Source organism: Streptomyces viridifaciens (assembly GCF_001888885.2).
Classification (GTDB): domain Bacteria; phylum Actinomycetota; class Actinomycetes; order Streptomycetales; family Streptomycetaceae; genus Kitasatospora; species Kitasatospora aureofaciens.
In genome coordinates, this window is sequence record NZ_CP090841.1 from 5,229,261 (window position 1) to 5,247,503 (window position 18,243).

Annotated in this window: 15 protein-coding genes and 1 riboswitch; of the genes, 5 read left to right on the top strand and 10 right to left on the bottom strand. The window is 75.1% G+C overall.

Features of this window, described 5'->3' with window-relative positions; translation table 11 throughout:
* Nucleotides 1-202 precede the first annotated feature (202 nt).
* Entirely contained in the window at nt 203-787 is a 585-nt protein-coding gene (locus tag BOQ63_RS30585; protein WP_030288669.1) for a TMEM165/GDT1 family protein, read from the top strand.
* A gap of 30 nt (nt 788-817) precedes the next feature.
* Here BOQ63_RS30585 and BOQ63_RS30590 read toward each other — a convergent pair whose 3' ends face one another.
* On the bottom strand, nt 818-1,930 hold the full coding sequence (locus tag BOQ63_RS30590) for a peptidoglycan-binding protein (protein WP_150476178.1): 1,113 nt from the start codon (nt 1,928-1,930) through the stop codon (nt 818-820).
* A 298-nt stretch (nt 1,931-2,228) separates the two neighbouring features.
* Between BOQ63_RS30590 and BOQ63_RS30595 the strand changes: the two genes are divergently transcribed.
* Complete coding sequence (locus BOQ63_RS30595) at nt 2,229-4,331, top strand: MDR family MFS transporter (protein ID WP_046387168.1); 2,103 nt, start codon at nt 2,229-2,231, stop codon at nt 4,329-4,331.
* Between the two features lie 19 nt (nt 4,332-4,350).
* On the opposite strand, the gene BOQ63_RS30600 is transcribed toward BOQ63_RS30595, so the two are convergent.
* Nucleotides 4,351-4,827, bottom strand: coding sequence for a MarR family winged helix-turn-helix transcriptional regulator (locus BOQ63_RS30600; protein WP_030282309.1), 477 nt, complete (start codon nt 4,825-4,827; stop codon nt 4,351-4,353).
* 62 nt (nt 4,828-4,889) lie between these two features.
* Between BOQ63_RS30600 and BOQ63_RS30605 the strand changes: the two genes are divergently transcribed.
* Together BOQ63_RS30605 and BOQ63_RS30610 are read left to right on the top strand one after the other, a co-directional pair.
* Nucleotides 4,890-5,300 (top strand): cupin domain-containing protein, encoded by a 411-nt coding sequence (locus tag BOQ63_RS30605; protein WP_030549892.1) that lies wholly within the window; start codon nt 4,890-4,892, stop codon nt 5,298-5,300.
* A 99-nt stretch (nt 5,301-5,399) separates the two neighbouring features.
* Entirely contained in the window at nt 5,400-5,726 is a 327-nt protein-coding gene (locus tag BOQ63_RS30610; protein ID WP_030282314.1) for an antibiotic biosynthesis monooxygenase family protein, read from the top strand.
* A 67-nt stretch (nt 5,727-5,793) separates the two neighbouring features.
* On the opposite strand, the gene BOQ63_RS30615 is transcribed toward BOQ63_RS30610, so the two are convergent.
* The 8 genes from BOQ63_RS30615 to BOQ63_RS30650 all read right to left on the bottom strand — a co-directional run bounded on the left by BOQ63_RS30615 (nt 5,794) and on the right by BOQ63_RS30650 (nt 16,559).
* Nucleotides 5,794-6,663, bottom strand: a complete 870-nt coding sequence (locus BOQ63_RS30615; protein WP_072655277.1) for a LysR family transcriptional regulator — start codon at nt 6,661-6,663, stop codon at nt 5,794-5,796.
* 269 nt (nt 6,664-6,932) lie between these two features.
* Nucleotides 6,933-9,803 carry a glycoside hydrolase family 3 C-terminal domain-containing protein gene (locus BOQ63_RS30620; protein ID WP_150476179.1) on the bottom strand — a complete coding sequence of 957 codons (2,871 nt, stop codon included), beginning with the start codon at nt 9,801-9,803 and terminating at the stop codon, nt 6,933-6,935.
* A 240-nt stretch (nt 9,804-10,043) separates the two neighbouring features.
* Complete coding sequence (locus tag BOQ63_RS30625; protein WP_030282320.1) at nt 10,044-10,883, bottom strand: ECF transporter S component; 840 nt, start codon at nt 10,881-10,883, stop codon at nt 10,044-10,046.
* A 73-nt stretch (nt 10,884-10,956) separates the two neighbouring features.
* A complete protein-coding gene (locus BOQ63_RS30630; RefSeq protein WP_150476180.1) occupies nt 10,957-12,558 on the bottom strand; it encodes an ABC transporter ATP-binding protein in 1,602 nt (533 codons plus the stop codon).
* Entirely contained in the window at nt 12,555-13,691 is a 1,137-nt protein-coding gene (locus BOQ63_RS30635) for an energy-coupling factor transporter transmembrane component T (RefSeq protein ID WP_150476181.1), read from the bottom strand. Before BOQ63_RS30635 ends, BOQ63_RS30630 begins: the two co-directional genes overlap by 4 nt.
* A 13-nt stretch (nt 13,692-13,704) precedes the next feature.
* Nucleotides 13,705-14,397 (bottom strand): SCO2322 family protein, encoded by a 693-nt coding sequence (locus BOQ63_RS30640; RefSeq protein ID WP_030282326.1) that lies wholly within the window; start codon nt 14,395-14,397, stop codon nt 13,705-13,707.
* On the bottom strand, nt 14,397-15,656 hold the full coding sequence (locus BOQ63_RS30645) for an SCO2321 family membrane protein (protein ID WP_030282329.1): 1,260 nt from the start codon (nt 15,654-15,656) through the stop codon (nt 14,397-14,399). The genes BOQ63_RS30640 and BOQ63_RS30645 overlap by 1 nt, the downstream gene beginning before the upstream one ends.
* Nucleotides 15,657-15,762: 106 nt before the next feature.
* A riboswitch (cobalamin riboswitch) is annotated at nt 15,763-15,836 on the bottom strand.
* A 102-nt stretch (nt 15,837-15,938) separates the two neighbouring features.
* A complete protein-coding gene (locus BOQ63_RS30650) occupies nt 15,939-16,559 on the bottom strand; it encodes a TetR family transcriptional regulator (RefSeq protein ID WP_191093601.1) in 621 nt (206 codons plus the stop codon).
* A gap of 261 nt (nt 16,560-16,820) precedes the next feature.
* On the opposite strand from BOQ63_RS30650, the gene BOQ63_RS30655 reads away from it, so the two are divergent.
* Complete coding sequence (locus BOQ63_RS30655) at nt 16,821-18,131, top strand: glycosyltransferase family 4 protein (RefSeq protein ID WP_072655284.1); 1,311 nt, start codon at nt 16,821-16,823, stop codon at nt 18,129-18,131.
* Nucleotides 18,132-18,243 lie beyond the last annotated feature (112 nt).

An 18,243-nucleotide genomic window follows, 5' to 3' on the forward strand; every position in this document is an offset into this window, starting at 1 on the left:
TGAGCACGTTGAAGGGGAGTAGCCCTCCACCGGACCGTCGACATACTGGCCCCCACGGGCCCGGCGCCCGGGGCACCGCTCGGTTGGCGGTTGCCGGCGAGACCTTCGGCCGCAGTGCTGTGACCGTTTCCAGTGCTGCCGGGCCGAAGCGTCCCTGACGGACCTGCGGAGGCCGGGCAGCCCGACCGAGGGATCTCCTCCGATGAATCCGACCATTGCCGCGTTGACGTTCGGCATCATCTTCCTGGCGGAGCTGCCGGACAAGACCGCGCTGGCCAGCCTGGTGCTCGGCACCAAGTACAGGGCGGGCTACGTCTTCGCGGGCGTGGCCGCCGCCATGCTGGTCCAGGTGGTGCTGGCGCTGGTCGCCGGACACCTGCTCTCGCTGCTGCCGCACCGCTGGGTGGAGGGAGTCACCGGCACGCTGTTCCTGGTCGGCGCGGCGATGCTGCTGTTCCACGGCGGCGAGGACGAGGACGAGCACGCGGCCAGGGAGCCGTCCTCGAACAGCTTCTGGAAGGTGGCGGGGACCAGCTTCGCGGTCGTCGCGGTCGCCGAGTTCGGTGACCTGACCCAGATCATGACCGCCAACCTGGCCGCCAAGTACGCCGATCCGCTGGCCGTCGGCCTCGGCTCCTGGCTGGCGCTGTGCGCGGTCGGCGGGATCGCCATCGTGGGCGGACAGAAGCTGCTCAAGTACGTGCCGATGAAGCTGATCATCCGGGTGGCGGCGGCGATCATGGTGGTGCTGGCCGGGGTCAGCATCTTCGGGGCGATCACCGGCTGACGGCGGCGGCCCTGCCCTGCAGCCCGGCGCTCAGCAGCCCGGGTCGGCGGTGAGGACGGCCTGGGTCTTGGGACCGTAGACGCCGTTCTCGCCCTTGATGCGGTTCTCGCGCTGGTACTGCTGCAGCGCCGTCCGGGTCCAGTCGTCGAAGGTACCGGTGACGATCGACTTGTCGACGAATCCGCATTCGGCGTTGACCAACTGCTGCTGCATCGCCCGGACGTCGGGTCCGCTCATCCCGAGCTGGAGCAACCGCGGGGTCTGGGTCGGGGTCGGCGTCGGCGTGGGGGTGGGCGTCGGGGTCGGCGTGGGTGTCGGGGTGGGGGTCGGCGCCGCCGAGTGGGTCGGGGTGGGGGTCGGCGTCCTGGTCGGTGTGGGTCTGGCCGTCCGGGTCGGGGTGGGGCTCGGCGCCTCGGTGGTCGGCGCCGGGGCGCCGGTCGTCGGTGCGGCCAGGGTCGGCGGGTCCACCGGGGCGGGCGCGAGTGTGGTGACGGGCACCGGCTCCGCCTGGCGGGTCGGCCCGGAGGAGGGCGTCACGGCGTACGCGAGGCCCACGGTCAGTGCCAGCAGGCCGGCACCGACGCCTGCGATCAGCCCCTTGCGCCCGGCGAACGGACTCCGCTCCGCCTGCTCGGCGGCCCGCCGCGCGGCCCGTCCACCGGCGGCCGAGTCGGGCTCGGGGGCTCCGTTGCCGAACGGGAAGTAGCCGAGGTCGTTCCCGCCGCCGGGCTGGACGGGCGGCTGCGGCTGGACCGCCGGAAGCACGGTGGTGGCACCGGCGGCGTACGCGTCCGGCGCGGGGCCCGGAACGGGCGGCAGTACGGTCGTCGCGTAGGCGTCCGCGTCCGGCCCGAGCGGGGGTGCGCTCGGCCCGCCCTGGGGGCCCGGTCGGCCGTGGTGGCTCTGCTGGCCCGGCTGGACCGGCGGCAGGACGGTGGTCGCGAACGGGTCGGCGGTCGGCGGTGCCTCGTCCACGACCTGGTCGGGCGCCTGCGGCACGTACGGGCGGACCAGCGGCGGCCCCTCCAGATGGGGGAGGACGGCGGTCTCGTCGAGGCTCCGGTCGTCGAGGCTCCGGTCGGGGAGGCAGCCGCACCCGGTGGAGCGGGCGGTGCCGCACGTCGGGCAGTGCTGGTCCGGCATCGGCCGGTCCTCCTCGGTTCTCGGGTCTCGCGATCGGGCCTGATTATGCAGGACGCCCCGGAGGGTTGACAGGGGCGTCCGGCCCCCGACGGGGGTGTTGTGCCGGTTGGTGGTGGTTGGGCCCGGGGGAAACCGCCGGAAGGCGCCGGGACGGGGCCCGACCGGGCCCGGTGCTTACGTTCGGCTCAACCAGGCGGCGCAAACCAGGACATGTCTGCCAGCATGGGGAACCGGGAGTGATCATCCGCCGGGCGTCCGGTCGTCCGGCACCGCAACCCCGCGACCCTACGGAGACGCCATGACGGACCCTCCCCCAACCCCCGGCCGGGGGGACCCTGGTCCCGCGTCCGACCGGGCCCCGGCGCCCGAGCCCGGCCCGCCGGAGGTCACCGTTCCCAACCTCTGGGTGCCGATCGGCGCCCTGCTGCTGGCGATGCTGCTCGCAGCCCTCGACCAGACCATCGTCTCCACCGCGCTGCCCACGATCGTCAGCGACCTCGGCGGCCTGGACCACCTGTCCTGGGTGGTCACCGCCTACCTGCTGGCCTCCACCGCCGCCACCCCGCTCTGGGGCAAGCTCGGCGACATGTACGGCCGGAAGCGGTTCTTCCAGGCCTCCATCGTGATCTTCCTGATCGGCTCGGTGCTCTGCGGACTCGCCCAGAACATGGGCGAGTTGATCGCCTTCCGGGCCCTCCAGGGCCTCGGGGGCGGCGGCCTGATGGTGCTCTCCCAGGCGATCGTCGGCGACCTCGTCGCGCCTCGGGACCGCGGCAAGTACCAGGGCGTCTTCGGTGCCGTCTTCGGGGTGACCAGCGTGCTCGGACCGCTGCTCGGCGGCCTGTTCGTCGACCACCTCAGCTGGCGCTGGGTCTTCTACGTCAACCTGCCGATCGGCGTGGTCGCCCTGGTGGTGATCGCCGCCGTGCTGCACGGCCTGGAGGTCCGGCGCGAGCACCGGATCGACTACCTGGGCACCGCGCTGATCGCCGCCGTCGCCACCTGCCTGGTGCTGATGACCTCGCTCGGCGGCACCACCTGGGCGTGGGACTCCTGGCAGATCGCCGGCCTGGGCGTGCTCGGGGTGGCGCTGCTGCTCGCCTTCGTCCAGGTGGAACGGACGGCCGTCGAACCCGTCCTGCCGCTGCGGCTGTTCCGCTCGCAGACCTTCAGCCTGGTCGCGGTGATCTCCTTCGTGGTCGGCTTCGCGATGTTCGGCGCACTCACCTACCTGCCGACCTTCCTCCAGGTCGTCCAGCAGGTCTCGCCCACCATGTCGGGCATCCACATGCTGCCGATGGTGCTCGGAATGCTGCTCACCTCGATCGGCTCCGGCCAGATCGTCGCCCGCACCGGTCACTACCGGATCTTCCCGATCGCCGGGACGGCCGTCACCACGATCGGACTGGTGCTGCTCTCCCGGCTGGACGAGCACAGCAGCACCGCCGAGATGAGCCTCTACTTCGTGGTCTTCGGCCTCGGGCTGGGCCTGGTGATGCAGGTGCTGGTACTGATCGTGCAGAACTCGGTCGGCTACCAGGACCTCGGCGTCGCCACCGCCGGCGCCACCTTCTTCCGCTCCATCGGCGCCTCCTTCGGCGTCTCCATCTTCGGCACGGTCTTCGCCAGTGGTCTGCGCTCCCGGCTCGCCGACGCCCTGGCCGGGCAGCCGCTGCCGCCGGGTTTCCGGGCGGACCAGATCGGCGCGGACCCCCGGCTGATCACCCGGCTGCCGGCCGCCGCCCAGGCCGGGGTCCACCACGCCTACGCCGAGTCGATCACCCGGGTCTTCCTGTACGCGGTGCCCGTCACGCTGGTCGCCTTCGTGCTGTCGCTGTTCCTGCGGGAGCAGAAGCTGCGCTCCACGGTGACCGCGCCCGACCTGAGCGAGTCCATCGGGATCAACCCGGTCGAGCGGTCCTCCCTGGACGAGATCGCCCGCGCGCTGTCCGTGCTGAGCACCCGCGAGGCCCGGCACGACCTGTTCCGGCGGATCACCGCCACCGCCGGACTCGACCTGCTGCCCGCCTCCAGCTGGCTGCTCCTCCAGATTCACCACCACGGCTCGGTCGAGCCCGCCGAACTCGCCGAGCGGAGGATCGTCCCGATCTCGGTCGTCGAGGAGGCCGTCCGCGAAGTGGAGAGCCGGGGCCTCGCCGCCCGCACCGGCGGCCTGCCGCTGCGCCTCACCGAGCCCGGCCAGGAGGCCGCGCTGCGCCTGGTCGACGCCCGGCGCACCCAGCTGGCGGAACTGCTGGGTGACTGGGACGAGCAGCAGTACGACGACCTCGCCGAACTCCTCACCCGGCTCAGCTCCGCCCTCTGCGCCGACCGGCGCGACCGCCCGGACCCACCCCTCGGCCTCCAGCCGCCCTACCACGGCGAGGGGCGGTCGTTCTAGGGTCTTGGCGCCGCACGGGTCACGGAGCGCCGAACCAGCGCGGGGTGTCGAGCCGGAACGGGTCTCCGGGGGCGAGCTGCCGCAGGCCGTCCTCGATCCGGCGGAGCTGCTCCTCGCCGAGGGCTTCGGACCATTCCGCGCGCAGTTCGTCGAAGATCCGCGCCGAGCGGACCAGGCAGTCCACGCCCCGGTCGGTGAGCCGGACGACCTTGCGGCGGGCGTCGGCCGGGTCGCTGCCGCGCTCGACGTAGCCGAGCTGCTCCAGGTTCTCGACGGTTTTGCCCGCCGCCTGCTTGGAGACGCCGAGCCGGCGGCCGAGCTCGACGGCGGTGGTGCCCTGCGGGCCGATCGCCTGGAAGACGAAGCCGTGCATCGGCCGCAGGTCGGGGTGCCCTTCGTGGGCGATGCGCTCGTGCAGCTCGTCGATGATCGTCCGGAAGGCCAGCAGCAGGCGCAGTGGAAGCTCGAAGCCGGGCGGGGCGGGTTCGCTTGACACGATAGACAACCTCATTGACCATATAGACAACTTCATTGTCCATTCTAGGGGGTCCCTTCGCCATGCCCGTGATCCGTTCCGCCGACGCCCGCCGCACCGAGACTCCGAACGCCGTCATGACCACCCACGCCTCGCCCACCCAGGGCTCGACCGCCCTCGCCCAGTGGAAGGTCGAGATGCCCGCCGACCGACAGGGCCCGCTGCACGCCATGGACACCGAGCAGATCTGGACCTTCCTGACCGGCTCGGCGGAAGTGGACCTGGCCGGGGAGAGCATCGCGGTCGCCGCCGGCGACACCCTCGTCCTCCCCGCCGACGCCCCGCGCCGGATCGCCACCGCCGAAGGCTTCACCGCCGTCGTCGCCTCCCCCTCCCCGTCCCACGCCTACAACCCCGACGCCCGCACCCCCGACGGCGCCTGCGCCCTCGCCCCGCGCGACGCCGAACGCCTGCTCCCGGCGTGGATCGCCTGAGCCGCGGCGCGTGAGGTGTAGGAGACTGCTGACCCTAGGCAGCAACCGGGCCGGCGGCCGCGCCGTACGCGGGGCCCCGGCGTATCAGTGAGGAGCGGCATGTCCGTCGTCAAGATCAACGTACTGACGGTGCCCGCCGAGCAGCGCGAGGTGCTGGAGCAGCGCTTCGCCTCGCGGGCCGGCGCGGTGGAGAACTCCGACGGCTTCGAGTGGTTCGAGCTGCTGCGCCCGGTCGAGGGGACCGACCAGTACCTCGTCTACACCCGGTGGCGCAGCGAGGAGGACTTCAAGGCCTGGATGGAGGGCCCGATGAAGGCGGCCCACCAGGGTGGCGGTGAGGGCGGCGAGGCGCCGAAGCGGCCGGCCGCCTCGGGGTCGACGCTGTGGTCCTTCGAGGTCGTCCAGTCGGCGGGCCCGAAGGCCTGACGGCCCGTACGTCCGGTACGTCGAACGGCGCGCCCCGGGGCTCCGCGAGCCCGGGGCGCGCGGCGTTTCAGGCCGCGGCGGCCTCGCGCAGACCGGGGACGGTCTCGCGGTCGGCGCGCCAGACCAGGCGGAGGCGGAGGGGCGGGGGGACGAGGGGGAGGCGGACGAGGGCGCCGGAGGCCAGCGGGTCCTGGACGGCGAACTCGGGGAGGAGGGCGATGCCGAGGCCCTGCTCGGCGCAGGCGCGGGTGACGGCGACCCCGCCGGTGCGGACGCGTTCGACGTCGTGGCCGAGCAGGCGTTCGCCGGCGAGCCGGAAGGAGCAGGTGGGGGCGCTCACCAGGAGGCGCTGGCCGTGCAGGTCCGCGCGGGTGAGGGCGGTGGCGCCGCTGAGCGGGTGGACCGGGGCGGCGACCAGGGCGAGCGGGACCTCGTTGAGGTCGAGGTGGTCGAGCGGGGCGGGCGGCAGGTAGAAGCCGAGGTCGCCGAGCGGGCCGGCGGTGTCCAGGATCAGCGCGGCCTCCAGGGCCCCGGCCGCGACGCCGCCGAGCAGGCCGTCCCGGGCGGTGTCGGTGTGCAGGGAGACGTCGAGGTCGGGCCGGCGTTCGGCGAGCCGGGCCAGGACGGCCGGGACGTGGGTCGTCGCTATGGTCTCCAGGGCGCCGAGCCGGAGCCGGGCGCGGTCGGCGACCACCTCCCGGCGGGCCTGTTCGGCCTGGTCGAGCAGCTTGCGGGACCAGGGCAGCAGCCGTTCACCGGCGGCGGTGAGGGCCATGCCGTGCGGGGCCCGGTCGAACAGCTCGGTGCCCAGGCCGAGTTCGAGGGTGCGGATCTGCTCGGAGACCGAGGACGGCGCGAGGCCGAGCGCCACGGCCGCGGCGCTGACGGTGCGGTGGGTGACCACGGCCTCGAAGACGCGCAACTGACGAAGTTCCACTGGTTTCTCCGGTTCCCCCGAGCGCCCGCGCGTGCTCGCACGACTGCCTGGTGCTCGCCGCGTGGTGCGTGCCGCGTGGTGCTCGCTGGCTGGTGCTCGCTGCGTGGTGCACGTGCTGCGGGACAGCGTACGGCCGTGCGGCGGGCCGAGCGGCGAACCGGGCCCCGGAGCAGCGGCATCGCCGCCGCCGGACCGCCGACGCCCCGCCCGGATGGTCAGCGGCGGTCGGCGCCATGAGCCGGGCCGCCGGGCTGATCGGATGAACCGGCTCAACCGGGCAGTTTCCAGAGCTGGTTGGGGCTGGCCTGGCAGTCCCAGATCTGGAGTCTGGTCCAGTCGGCGCTGCTGCCGTCGCGGGCGTCCAGGCAGCGGTTGGAGACCGGGTTGAGGAGGGTTCCGTCGGCGCGGGGCAGCCACTTCTGGGCGCCGGTGCCGTTGCAGTCGTAGAGCTGGGCGGCGGTGCCGGCGGCGGTCCAGCCGTTGGTGACGTCCAGGCACTTGCCGAGGGCCCGTAGCGAGCCGTCCTGTTGGACGGACCAGTCCTGGGCGCCGGTGGAGTTGCAGTGGTAGAGCTGGACGGCGCTGCCGTTGGCCGTCGCGGCCCGGGCAATGTCCACGCACTGTCCGGCGACGCCGGTCAGCGGTCCGCTCGGACGGGGGGTGGCCCAGTGCTGCCCGGGGGCCCCCGAGCAGTCGCGCAGCAGCAGGCGGCCGTCGGCGGCGGTGAGGCAGCGGTCGGAGGCCGGGTTCTGGAGCGAGTTGTCCGGGCTCGGCCGCCAGACCTGTTCGGTGCCCCGAACGTCCGGGTGGCAGTCCCGCAGTAGGACGGCGGCGCCGTCGTCGGAGCCGGCCGGGGTGAGGCAGCCCCCCAGGACGCCGAGGCTGCCGTCCGAGCCGACCGTGGCGTCCTGGGCCGCCGTCCCCGCGCAACTCGTGGTCCTCAGCGGCTGGTTGGGGTCGGCGGCGGCGGCCTCGGCGTCCAGGCAGGACCCGTCGGAGCCGGTGATCCGCCCGGACCAGGTGGAGACGGCGGGGGAGCCCGGCGCGTCCACCGTGCCCCGCAGCCGGGGCGCGCGGGAGGAGGCGCCGACGGTGAGGCCGTACCGGCCGCCGGGGACGCCCCAGCCGTGGACGCCCTGGTCCCAGACGGCGAAGGCGGAGCGGTCCAGCGGCAGTTCCACGTGGGTCGAGGCGCCGGGCGCCAGCGTGACCTTGTCGAAGGCCTTGAGCTGCTGCGGCGGCTCACCGGCCGCCGACGGGAAGGTCAGGTACAGCTGCGGCACCTCGGTGCCGGTCCGGTTGCCCCGGTTGGTGAGGTCGAAGCCGACCCGCACCCGGCCGGCCGGGTCAGGGCCGGTCACGGTGAGGCCGGCGTAGTCGAAGGCGGTGTAGGACAGGCCGTGGCCGAAGGGGAACAGCGGGGCGGTGCCGCTGGCGTCGTACCAGCGGTAGCCGGTGCCGAGCCGCTCGGTGTAGTGGTAGGCGCCGCCCGTGCCCGGGTACTGGGCGGGGTCCTGGAGCGGGGTCGCGCCGGCCGAGGTCGGGAAGGTGACGGGCAGCCGCCCGCCCGGGTCGGCGTCCCCGAACAGCACGTCGGCGAGCGCGGCGCCGCTCTGCTCGCCCGGGTACCAGGCCTCGACCACCGCGGGCACCGCGTCCAGCCACGGCATGGTGACCGGCCCGCCGGTGTTCAGCACCACGACGGTGTGCGGGTTGGCCTTGGAGACGGCTCGGATCAGGGCGTCGTCCGCCGGGGCGAGGTCCAGCGAGCCGCGGTCCGCGCCCTCGGTCTCCTGGTCGCCGACCACCACCACGGCGGCGTCGGCCCCGGCGGCCACCGCGGCCGCCGCGTTCGGGTCGTCGCCCAGGTGGTAGCGCACCTCGGTGGCCGAACCGGCCCGCGCCGCGATGCCCTGGCGGGGTGTCACCATCCGGTCCGGGTAAGGGGTGACGTGCGAGGAGCCGCCCCCGCCGGTGTAGGCGCGGTCCGCCCACGGGCCGATCACCGCGACGGACTTCAGCCGGGTGGCGTCGAGCGGCAGGGTGGAGTTCTCGTTGCGCAGCAGAACCGTTCCGGCAACGGCGGCCCTACGGGCGTCGCGCGCGCCGGCGGCCGGGTCGGAGGCGGGCGGCTGGCCGCCGTCGAGCGCTCCCGTGCGTTCCATCAGCCGCAGCACCCGCCGGACCTGGTCGTCCAGCACGGCCGGGGCGAGCCGCCCGTCGGCCACCGCGGCGGGAAGGTCGGCGAAGTACGTCGAACCCCCGAACTCCTGGTCCAGGCCCGCCGCCGCGGCGTTGACCGAGGAGTGGGTGGCCGGGTAGTCGGAGCCGACCACCCCGTCGAAGCCCCAGCGGCCCTTCAGCACGTCCCGCAGCAGCGGGAAGTTCTCGCACGCCCAGATGCCGTTGACGGGGTTGTAGCCGCACATCGCCGACCAGGCCCGGCCGTCCCGGACGGCCGCGCGGAAGGCGGGCAGCTCGATCTCGGCGAGGGTGCGCTCGTCCACCTCCGAGCTGTACGACTCGCGGTTGTCCTCCTGGTTGTTGGCGGCGTAGTGCTTGACCTGCGCGGCGACGCGCTGGGCCTGGATGCCGCGGACCTCGGCGGCGGCGAGCCGCCCGGCCAGGTACGGGTCCTCGCCCAGCGTCTCGAAGTCCCGGCCGCCCTGCGGGACCCGGACGACGTTCACCATCGGCGCGTACAGCACCTGGTAGCCGCGCGCCCGCGCCTCCCGGCCCAGCACGTCGCCGTAGGTGGTGGCCAGCGCCGGGTCGAAGGCGGCGGCCAGCGAGACGGGCGCGGGCAGGGCGGTGGCCGGCCGGCCGTCCCGCACGCCGGCCGGGCCGTCGGACAGCAGCAGCGGCGGGATGCCGAGGCGGGGCACGCCCGCGACGTAGCCGACGGAGCTCACGCCGCCCGGGGCGTCCAGACCGCGCAGCAGGGTGACCTTCTCGGCGGTGGTGAGCTGCGCCAACAGGCTCTCGACGCGCTGCTCCGATGCGCTCGGACCTCTCCCCGGCGCGGCCGGTGCCGCCGGGGCCGCCGACGCCGCCGTGGCGTTGCCGGTCGTGGCCGCGGCCAGCAGGCAGCCGCCGAGCCCGAGCCGGAGGATCCGCATCCGCAGGGGGAGACGTCGCATGGCAACCACCACCGATCGACGGGAGTCGTACCTGGCCGGGCGGGCCTGAAGAAATGACGGTCCGTCAAAGTTACGGTGTACCCGGGATGGCAGGTGGTGTACCGGCGCGTGTCGGGCGCGTTCGGGTCACGCCCGGGCCGTCCGGCGACGGGCCCCGGCCGCCGAACGGCTTCTTCACGTGCGAGGCCCGGCGTGTCGTCGGGGTGCGGGGAGGTTCCCGATCACGAAGACGCGAGGAGCTCAGCCGGCCGGCGGCGGGCGGAAGTCGACGGGCCCGTCGAAGGCGGCCCGGCGGGTGGTGCGGCGCAGGGCGCGCAGCACGGGGGTGCCGAGGCCGAGGCACAGCACGACGGTCAGCGCGGCGCGCGGCAGGTCCCAGCCCAGGGACGTCGTGAGGCAGTAGGCGGCGAAGCGGACCAGGTTCGCGGGCAGCGGGTCGCCCGGGACGAAGGAGACGGAGCCGGCCATCCCGCCGATGTACGGCCAGCCCTGGAGGTTCATGATCGTGCCGTAGAGGACGGCGGACACCGCCCCGTACCCCGCCAGCAGCAGCAGTTCGCGGCGGCCGCGCAGCGTGGCGGCACCCGGCAGCAGGCCGGCGCCGAGGCAGACCCAGCCCATGGCGAGCATCTGGAACGGCAGCCACGGCCCGACCCCGCCGGTGAGCAGCGCGGAGGCGAACATCGACAGCGAGCCGAGGACGAACCCGAAGCCCGGTCCGAGCACCCGCCCCGACAGCACCATCAGGAAGAACATCGGCTCCAGGCCCGCCGTCCCCGCCCCGAGCGGCCGTAGCGCCGCACCGGCCGCCGCCAGCACACCCAGCAGGGCGACGGACTTGGCGTCCAGCCCCGGCGCACCGCCGCCCGACGAGCGGCCCTCGGAGATCTGCGCGATGACGACCGCGAGGAGCAGCGGGAGCAGCAGGGCGAACAGCCAGGGGGCGTCGGCGGAGTGGCCGACCAGGGCGGACCTGGTGGAGGCGAGCAGCGGCCAGCCGAAGGCCGTCACGCCCACCAGGGAGACCAGGGACAGCGCCGCGACGGACCGGCGGCCGAGCGGGACGGGACGGGCGCTCATGCCCCCACCTCGCTGCGCTCGGCGGGGGCCTTCGCCCACGGGCACCTGTCGATGATGAGCTCACTGCGCTCGCTCATGCGCCCAGCGCCTTCGCGACCTGCTGGACGGTGAGCCACGGCCCCGGTGCCAGCACCTTGGCGACCTGCGGCGCGAAGGCCGGGGAGGAGACCACCACCTCCGCCGTCGGTCCGTCCGCGACGATCTCGCCCTCGGCCAGGATCAGCGTGCGGTGCGCCAGCTCGGCGGCCAGCTCGACGTCATGGGTCGCGAGCAGCACAGCGTGCCCCTCGGCGGCCAGCGAGCGCAGGATCTGCACCAGCCGGGCCTTGGCGGCGTAGTCCAGGCCGCGGGTCGGCTCGTCGAGGAGCAGCAGCGGGGGCCGGGCGGTGAGGACGACGGCGAGGGCGAGGGTGAGCCGCTGGCCCTCGGAGAGGTCGCGGGGGTGGGTGGCGTCGGCGACGCCGGGCAGCAGGCGCTCGACCAGGGCGCGGCAGCTGCCCGGGGCGGCGCCCGCGTCGGTGTCCGCGGCGGCGCACTCGGCGGCGACGGTCTCGCCGTACAGCAGATCGCGCGGGTCCTGGGGGACGAGGCCGACGTGCCGGATCAGTTCGGTGGGGCGGGTGCGGTGCGGGGTGCGGCCGCCGACGGTGACGCTGCCGGAGGTGGGGGCGTGCAGGCCGACCAGGCTGCCGAGCAGGGTGGACTTGCCGGCGCCGTTGCGGCCCATCAGGGCGGTGATCTCGCCGGGGCGCAGTGCGAGGTCGACCCCGCGCAGGGCCTGGACCGGGCCGCGCCGTACGGCCAGGCGGTCGGTGGCGGCGATCGGCGCACCGTCCGGGGTGCCGGCGGCGGCGGGCGCGCGGCCGTCCAGCTCGGCCCGCAGCGGAGCGGCCTTGCGGCGTGCGTCGCGGACGGACAGCGGCAGCGGCCGCCAGCCCGCGAGCCGGCCGAGAGCGACCACCGGCGGGTGCACGGGGGAGTGCGCCATCACCTCGGCGGGTTCGCCCAGCACCGGTTCCGCGCCCGGGTTCAGCAGCAGCACCCGGTCGGCGTACTGGACGACCCGCTCCAGCCGGTGCTCGGCCATCAGCACGGTGGTACCGAGGTCGTGCACCAGCCGCTGCAGCACGGCGAGCACCTCCTCGGCCGCGCCCGGGTCGAGCGCCGAGGTGGGCTCGTCCAGGACCAGCACGCGCGGGTGAACGGTGAGCACCGAGCCGATCGCGACGCGCTGCTGCTGGCCGCCGGACAGGGCGCCGAGGGCGCGGTCGCGCAGGTCGGCGAGGCCGAGCAGGTCGAGGGTCTCCTCCACCCGGCGCCGCATGACGTCGCCCGGCAGGCCCAGGGACTCCATGCCGTAGGCGAGTTCGTCCTCGACGGTGTCGGTGACGAACTGCGCCAACGGGTCCTGGCCCACCGTGCCGACCAGGTCGGCGAGTTCGCGCGGCCGGTGCTCGCGGGTGTCCCGGCCGCCGACGGTGACCCGGCCGTGCAGCACGCCGCCGGTGAAGTGCGGCACCAGGCCGCTGACCGTGCCGAGCAGGGTGGACTTGCCGGAACCCGACGGGCCCACCAGCAGGCAGAGTTCGCCCTCGGGGACGGTGAGGTCGACGTTCCGCAGGACCGGCTCGGCCGAGTCCGCGTACCGGACGGAGACCTGCTCGAAGGTGATCACGAAGCCCTCCGGGGCGGGGTCGGGGCGGCGAACGCCGGTACCAGGCCGAGGAGTACGGCCGGCACGACGGCCAGCGGCAGCACGGGGACGGTCGGCGGGACGACGGTGGGGGCGAAGGCGGCCGGATCCCGTGACGCGAGCCAGGTGACCAGGGCGGCCACGGCGGCGCCCGAGCCGGCGGTCAGCCACTCGGGCAGCGCCCAGGGATCGGGCCGGTGGCGGGTCCTGACGGATCGCCGGCTGCCCAGCAGCAGCCCGGCGAAGGCGGCGGCCAGGCCGAGCAGGAGCACCGGCAGTGCCCAGCCGGCGCCGCCCGCGGTCAGCAGCCCGTACGCGGCCAGGCAGACCCCGAGCAGCCCGGCCAGGGTCAGCGCGGCGGTCACCCGGGCGAGGCGGCGCGGGACGTCCGCGGTCCGGCCGAAGCCGCGGGTGTCCATCGCCGCCGCCAGGGCGATCGACCGCTCCAACGCGCCCTCCAGGACGGGGAGTCCGACGCTCAGCACCGCCGCGACGCCCCGGTCGTTGCGGCCCCGCAGCCGCCGGGCGGCGCGCAGCCGGCGGACGTCGGCGACCAGGTTCGGCGCGAAGGTCATCGCCACCACCACGGCCACGCCCGCCTCGTAGAGCGCGCCGGGCAGGGCGCGCAGCAGCCGGGCCGGGCTGGCCAGCGAGTTGGCGGCGCCGACGCAGACCAGCAGGGTGGCCAGGCGCAGCCCGTCGTACAGCGCCGAGAGCAGGCCTTCGAGGGTGACCCGCCCGCCGATCCGCACCCCCTGCGCCCAGGCGGGCAGCGGGAGTTCGGGCAGGGTGAACAGCACGTGGGTGCCGGGGACCGGCGAGCCGAGCAGCACCGCGAAGACCAGCCGGATGCCGAGCACCAGCAGCCCGAGCCGCAGGAACGCCCCGTAGGAACGCGACCAGGGAGCATCGCCGCGGCGCGCCGCCACCACGTAGCCGGCGGTCGCGGCGAGCAGCAGCAGGATCACCGGATTGGTGGTGCGGGTCGCCGCCGCGCCGAGCCCGAGCGCCCACAACCACCAGGCCGCTGGGTGCAGTTGACGCGGGCCGGTGGGCGGTCGGGTGCTACGGGCGGGGCTGCTCACGGATCTGTCCTGGGAAAGGGGTCGGGGCATGTCGCGGCACGCCCTAGGAGTGCCGGCGGCGGGCCTGCCAGACGGCGCCACCGGCGAGGACGGCGACCAGCGCACCACCGGCGACCAGACCGAGGTCCGGGCCGCTGCCGTGGCCGGCGGCGGATCCGGTGGCCCCGGCGCCGCCGGCCGCGCCCACCTGGTCGCCGCACCCCGCCTGCGGGTAGCCGGCGATGGCGCACAGCAGGCCGTTGGAGTCGTAGCGCAGCGGCGGGGCGACGGCGGCCAGCACCTCGGCCGAGCTGGCCCGCGGCGCGACGCTGGCGCAGGCCGTCCGCTGTCCGGGCGGCTGCGCGGCGGACGCCCCGGCGTCCTCGGCCGTGCCGAAGTCCAGCACCACGGCCACCCGCTTGCGGCCGTCCTGGGCGGGCGTCGCCGCGCAGACCTGGTCGAACGGGGCCGCCGTGCGCGGCTTCGCGGCGTCCCGCGCGCCGTCCGGGCTGACGGCGAACCGCCAGCCGTCCACCGAGCCGTCCGGCGGTACGGCCACCGCGGGCCCCTGCTGCTGGTACGCCCAGGCCTCGCCGTCGCCCGCGCGCCAGAACGACCAGTACCGGTACCCGGCCGCCTGCGCGGGCGCGGCGCAGACGAGCAGCACCAGCGCCCCGAGGAGCGGCAGGAGCGCGGCGGCCAGGGCCGCCCGCGCTCGGGGGGTCCGGCCCGTCCGGGCGTCAGGGGCGGAACGCATCAGAGGTTCGGGTTGCGCTTGCGCTGGAGGCTGAGCAGGAGGCCGCCGCCGATGCCGATGAGCAGGCCGACGACGATCAGCCAGAACTGGCCCATGCCGTCGCCCTTCTTCTTCACCGGCGTGGCCTCCGCGGCGGCGGCGCCGCCCTTGGGGACTGGGCCGAGGGCGGTGAGCTTGCCGGTGAGGTCGGCGGTGGAGCGGTGGGCGGCCTGGGAGACCATCAGCAGGCTGGCGGTGGCGGCGGCGTCGGTGCCGTTCTTGGTCCAGGTGTCGCCCTGCCCCTCCAGCCAGTCCACGGCGTCGGTGGCCTGCTCGGGGTGACCGCTCTGGATCAGGGCGAGGGCGGCCCAGGCGGTCGCGGTGTAGTCGGGCTTGGGGTCGGCGCCCGGGGTGGTGAGGGTGAGGTGCTCGTCGCCGGCGGCGAGTTGGGCGCCGAGGTAGGCGCCGACGGCCTCGCCGGACTCGGCGTGCGGGATGGTGGCGGGCGCGGAGCCGTCGGCGCAGGCGAGGGCCTTGGGGCTCGCGTCGGCGTGCACCGAGGTGGCGACCGGCAGGTGCCCGCCGGCGGCGGCGAGGGCGGCCTGGGCGCTGGCCAGGGTGTTGGGGGCGAGAGCGCCGGTCGGGTCCGGCTGGTAGGCGAAGGCGCCGCGCTGGTCGGCGGGGGCGGTGCAGCCGAGCTGGAAGCGGGCGAGGCCCTCGAAGGCGTTCTTGCCGGCCGCGCCGCCGGTGCCCGGCCGGGCGACGCCGGCCGGGTCGGTACGGGCGGCGAACAGCGCGTTGACGGCGAGCCCGGTGGAGTTGGCGTCGCCCGGGTTGCCGGGGTTGTAGGGCCAGCTGCCGTCGGCGTTCTGGTTGGCCCTGAGCCACTGCACGCCCTTGTCGACGGCCGGCTGGTGTCCGCCGAGGGCGACCAGGGCCTGGATGGCGACGGCGGTGGCGTTGCTGTCCTCGGTCTTGGCGTCGCAGGCCGCGCCGGCGGCCCGGTAGGAGGGCCAGCCGCCGTCCTCGCACTGCTGCCCGGTGAGCCAGCCCACCGCGGAGTCGGCCGGGGTGACCTTGGCCGCCGTCAGCGCGGTGAGCGCGAGGGACTGCCGCCAGACGCCGTCGTACGTCGGGTCGCCCTTGCCGTACAGGCCGTCCGGGACGGCGGCGGTGGTGGCGCCGGGCGACGGGCTGTCGGCGAGGGCCGGTCCGGCGGCGACGCCGGCGAGCAGCGCGGCGGACAGGGCGGCGGCGCCCAGGCGGGCGGCGGTCAGCATGGTGCGGGTGTGCCTTTCGGTGAGCGGTGGGGGCCCGGGCGGGGCCGTTCCGTAGTCCTCGACGGGTGCCGGGCGCGGGTGTCCGGCTCGCCGCTCGTCCCTCCCCGGGTGCTCCGGCTCGCCCGGCGCACGGTCGGGTCCACGGTTGCGGGTCAGCGCCGGATTCGCACCGGCTTCCCCCGGAGGAGGAGCGGGATGGAGTTGTGCTGCCCGTCGACTCTAACCGCCGGGCCGTGGCGTGCGGGCCGCCGGGAGCTGGAACAGGTTCCAGTGATCAGTCCGTCACGGCAGGGTCAGCAGCCGCGCCGCGGTGTGCAGGTCGGCCCGGACCTCGGCGATCGAGGCGCGGCCGGAGAGCCAGGCGACCAGGGCCGAGTGCCAGGTGTGCTCGATCACCCGGACGGCCGCGCGCTGGCTGTCGCTGGGCGGGCCGGACTGGCCGATCGCGTCCAGGATGAGCTGTCCGGTGGCGGCGCTGACCAGGTCCACCTCGGCGCCGATCGAGCGGTCCGCGAAGCACATCGCGCGGACCATCGCCTCGGCCAGCAGCGGTTCGCGCTGGAGCGCGTGGAAGGCCCGGGTGAGCGTGTCGGCGACCCTGGGCGCCGGCTCCCGGTCGGTCGGCGGGTGCCGCCGGATGTGCTCCTGGAGCTCCTGCAACTGCTCCAGCATGACCGCGACCAGCAGGTGGACCTTGGACGGGAAGTAGCGGTACAGCGTTCCGAGGGCGACCTGCGCGCTCTCCGCGACCTCCCGCATCTGCACCGCCTCGTACCCGCCGCGGGCGGCCAGCGCGGTGGCGGCCCGCAGGATCCGGCGGCGCCGCTCGGCCTGGCGCGCGGACAGCGGCGGCTCCGCCGGGGGCGCGGCGGAGGGGCTCACGGACGTGGTCGGCGACGGCAAGGGTGCTCCCGGGGGCGCGTGGGTGGCGGCGTGCTCCAGAAAGGTCGGCCCGAAGGCGACCCGTTGTCGGTGGGGCCGGGCGTGGCGGGAATCACCAGCCCTGGCTCCTGAGCGAAAGCTACGGGCCGGTATCTTCGAGGTCTCTCATTGTTCACACGGTCGACGACGAGTTCCACAGCCGCTGAAACCTGATCTACTTTAGCGACCGGCGGCACCGATGGGGCCGCTCGCACCGATAGCAGCCAGAGATGAGGGCCGAGGATGACCGCGCAGCCGCTGCGGATTGCCCTGCTGTCATACCGCGGGGACCCGTTCTGCGGCGGTCAGGGCGTGTACGTACGCCACCTCTCGCGTGAGCTGGCCAGGCTCGGCCACCACGTGGACGTGATCGGCGCCCAGCCCTACCCCGTCCTGGACGAGGTCGAGGGCCCCGGGACGGTGCGCCTGGTCGAGCTGCCCAGTCTGGACCTCTACCGCGCCGAGGACCCCTTCCGCACGCCCGCCCGCGGCGAGTTCCGCGGGCTGGTGGACGTGCTGGAGTTCGCCACCATGCGCACCGGCGGCTTCCCCGAGCCGCTCACCTTCTCGCTGCGCGCCCGTCAGTACCTGGCCCGCCACAAGGGCCGCTACGACGTGGTGCACGACAACCAGACCCTCGGCTACGGCCTGCTCGGCCTGGCCCGGCACGGCTTCCCGCTGGTCACCACCATCCATCACCCGATCACCGTGGACCGGCAGTTGGAGCTGGACGCGGCCACCACGAGGGTGAAGCGGCTGTCGCTGCGCCGCTGGTACGCCTTCACCCGGATGCAGCGCCGGGTCGCGGCCCGGCTGGACCACGTGATCACCGTCTCCGGCACCTCGCAGCGCGAGATCGCCGAGCACCTGGGCGCGGCCCCCGGCCGGATCTCGGTGGTGCCGATCGGCGCCGACACCCGGCTCTGGTCGCCCTCCGGAGGGATCGAGCGGGTCCCCGGCCGGATCGTCACCACCTCCAGCGCGGACGTGCCGCTCAAGGGGCTGGTCTTCCTGGTCGAGGCGCTGGCCAAGGTCCGCACCGAGCGGGACGCCCACCTGGTGGTGGTCGGCAAGCCGCAGAAGGACGACGGGCCGGTGGCCGAAGCGGTGCGCCGCTTCGGGCTGGCGGAGCACGTCGAGTTCCGCACCGGCCTGACCGACCAGGAGCTGGTCGACCTGTACCGCTCGGCCGAGGTGGCCTGCGTCCCGTCGCTGTACGAGGGCTTCTCGCTGCCCGCCGCCGAGGCGATGGCCACCGGCACCCCACTGGTCGCGACCACCGGCGGGGCGATCCCCGAGGTGGCCGGGCCGGACGGCGAGACCTGCCTGGCCGTGCCGCCGGGGGAGGCGGACTCGCTGGCCGCCGCACTCGGCCGGCTGCTGGACGACCCGCGGCTGCGCGCCGAGCTCGGCGCGGCCGGCCGGGAGCGGGTGCTGGCCCGGTTCACCTGGGAGCGGGCCGCCGAGCTGACCGCGGACGCGTACCGTGCGGCGATCGCCACCGGCGTCGGCGCCCGGGCCCGCTCCGGGCCGGGCTGGCGGTACGTGCCCTGAGCGGTACGTGCCCTGGGCGGTACGTGCCCTGGGCGGTGCGCTCGCGAGCGACGCGCTCCGGGGATCGGGCGCGCGACCTGACGAAGCTTTCTGGCGAAGTGTTCTGACGAAG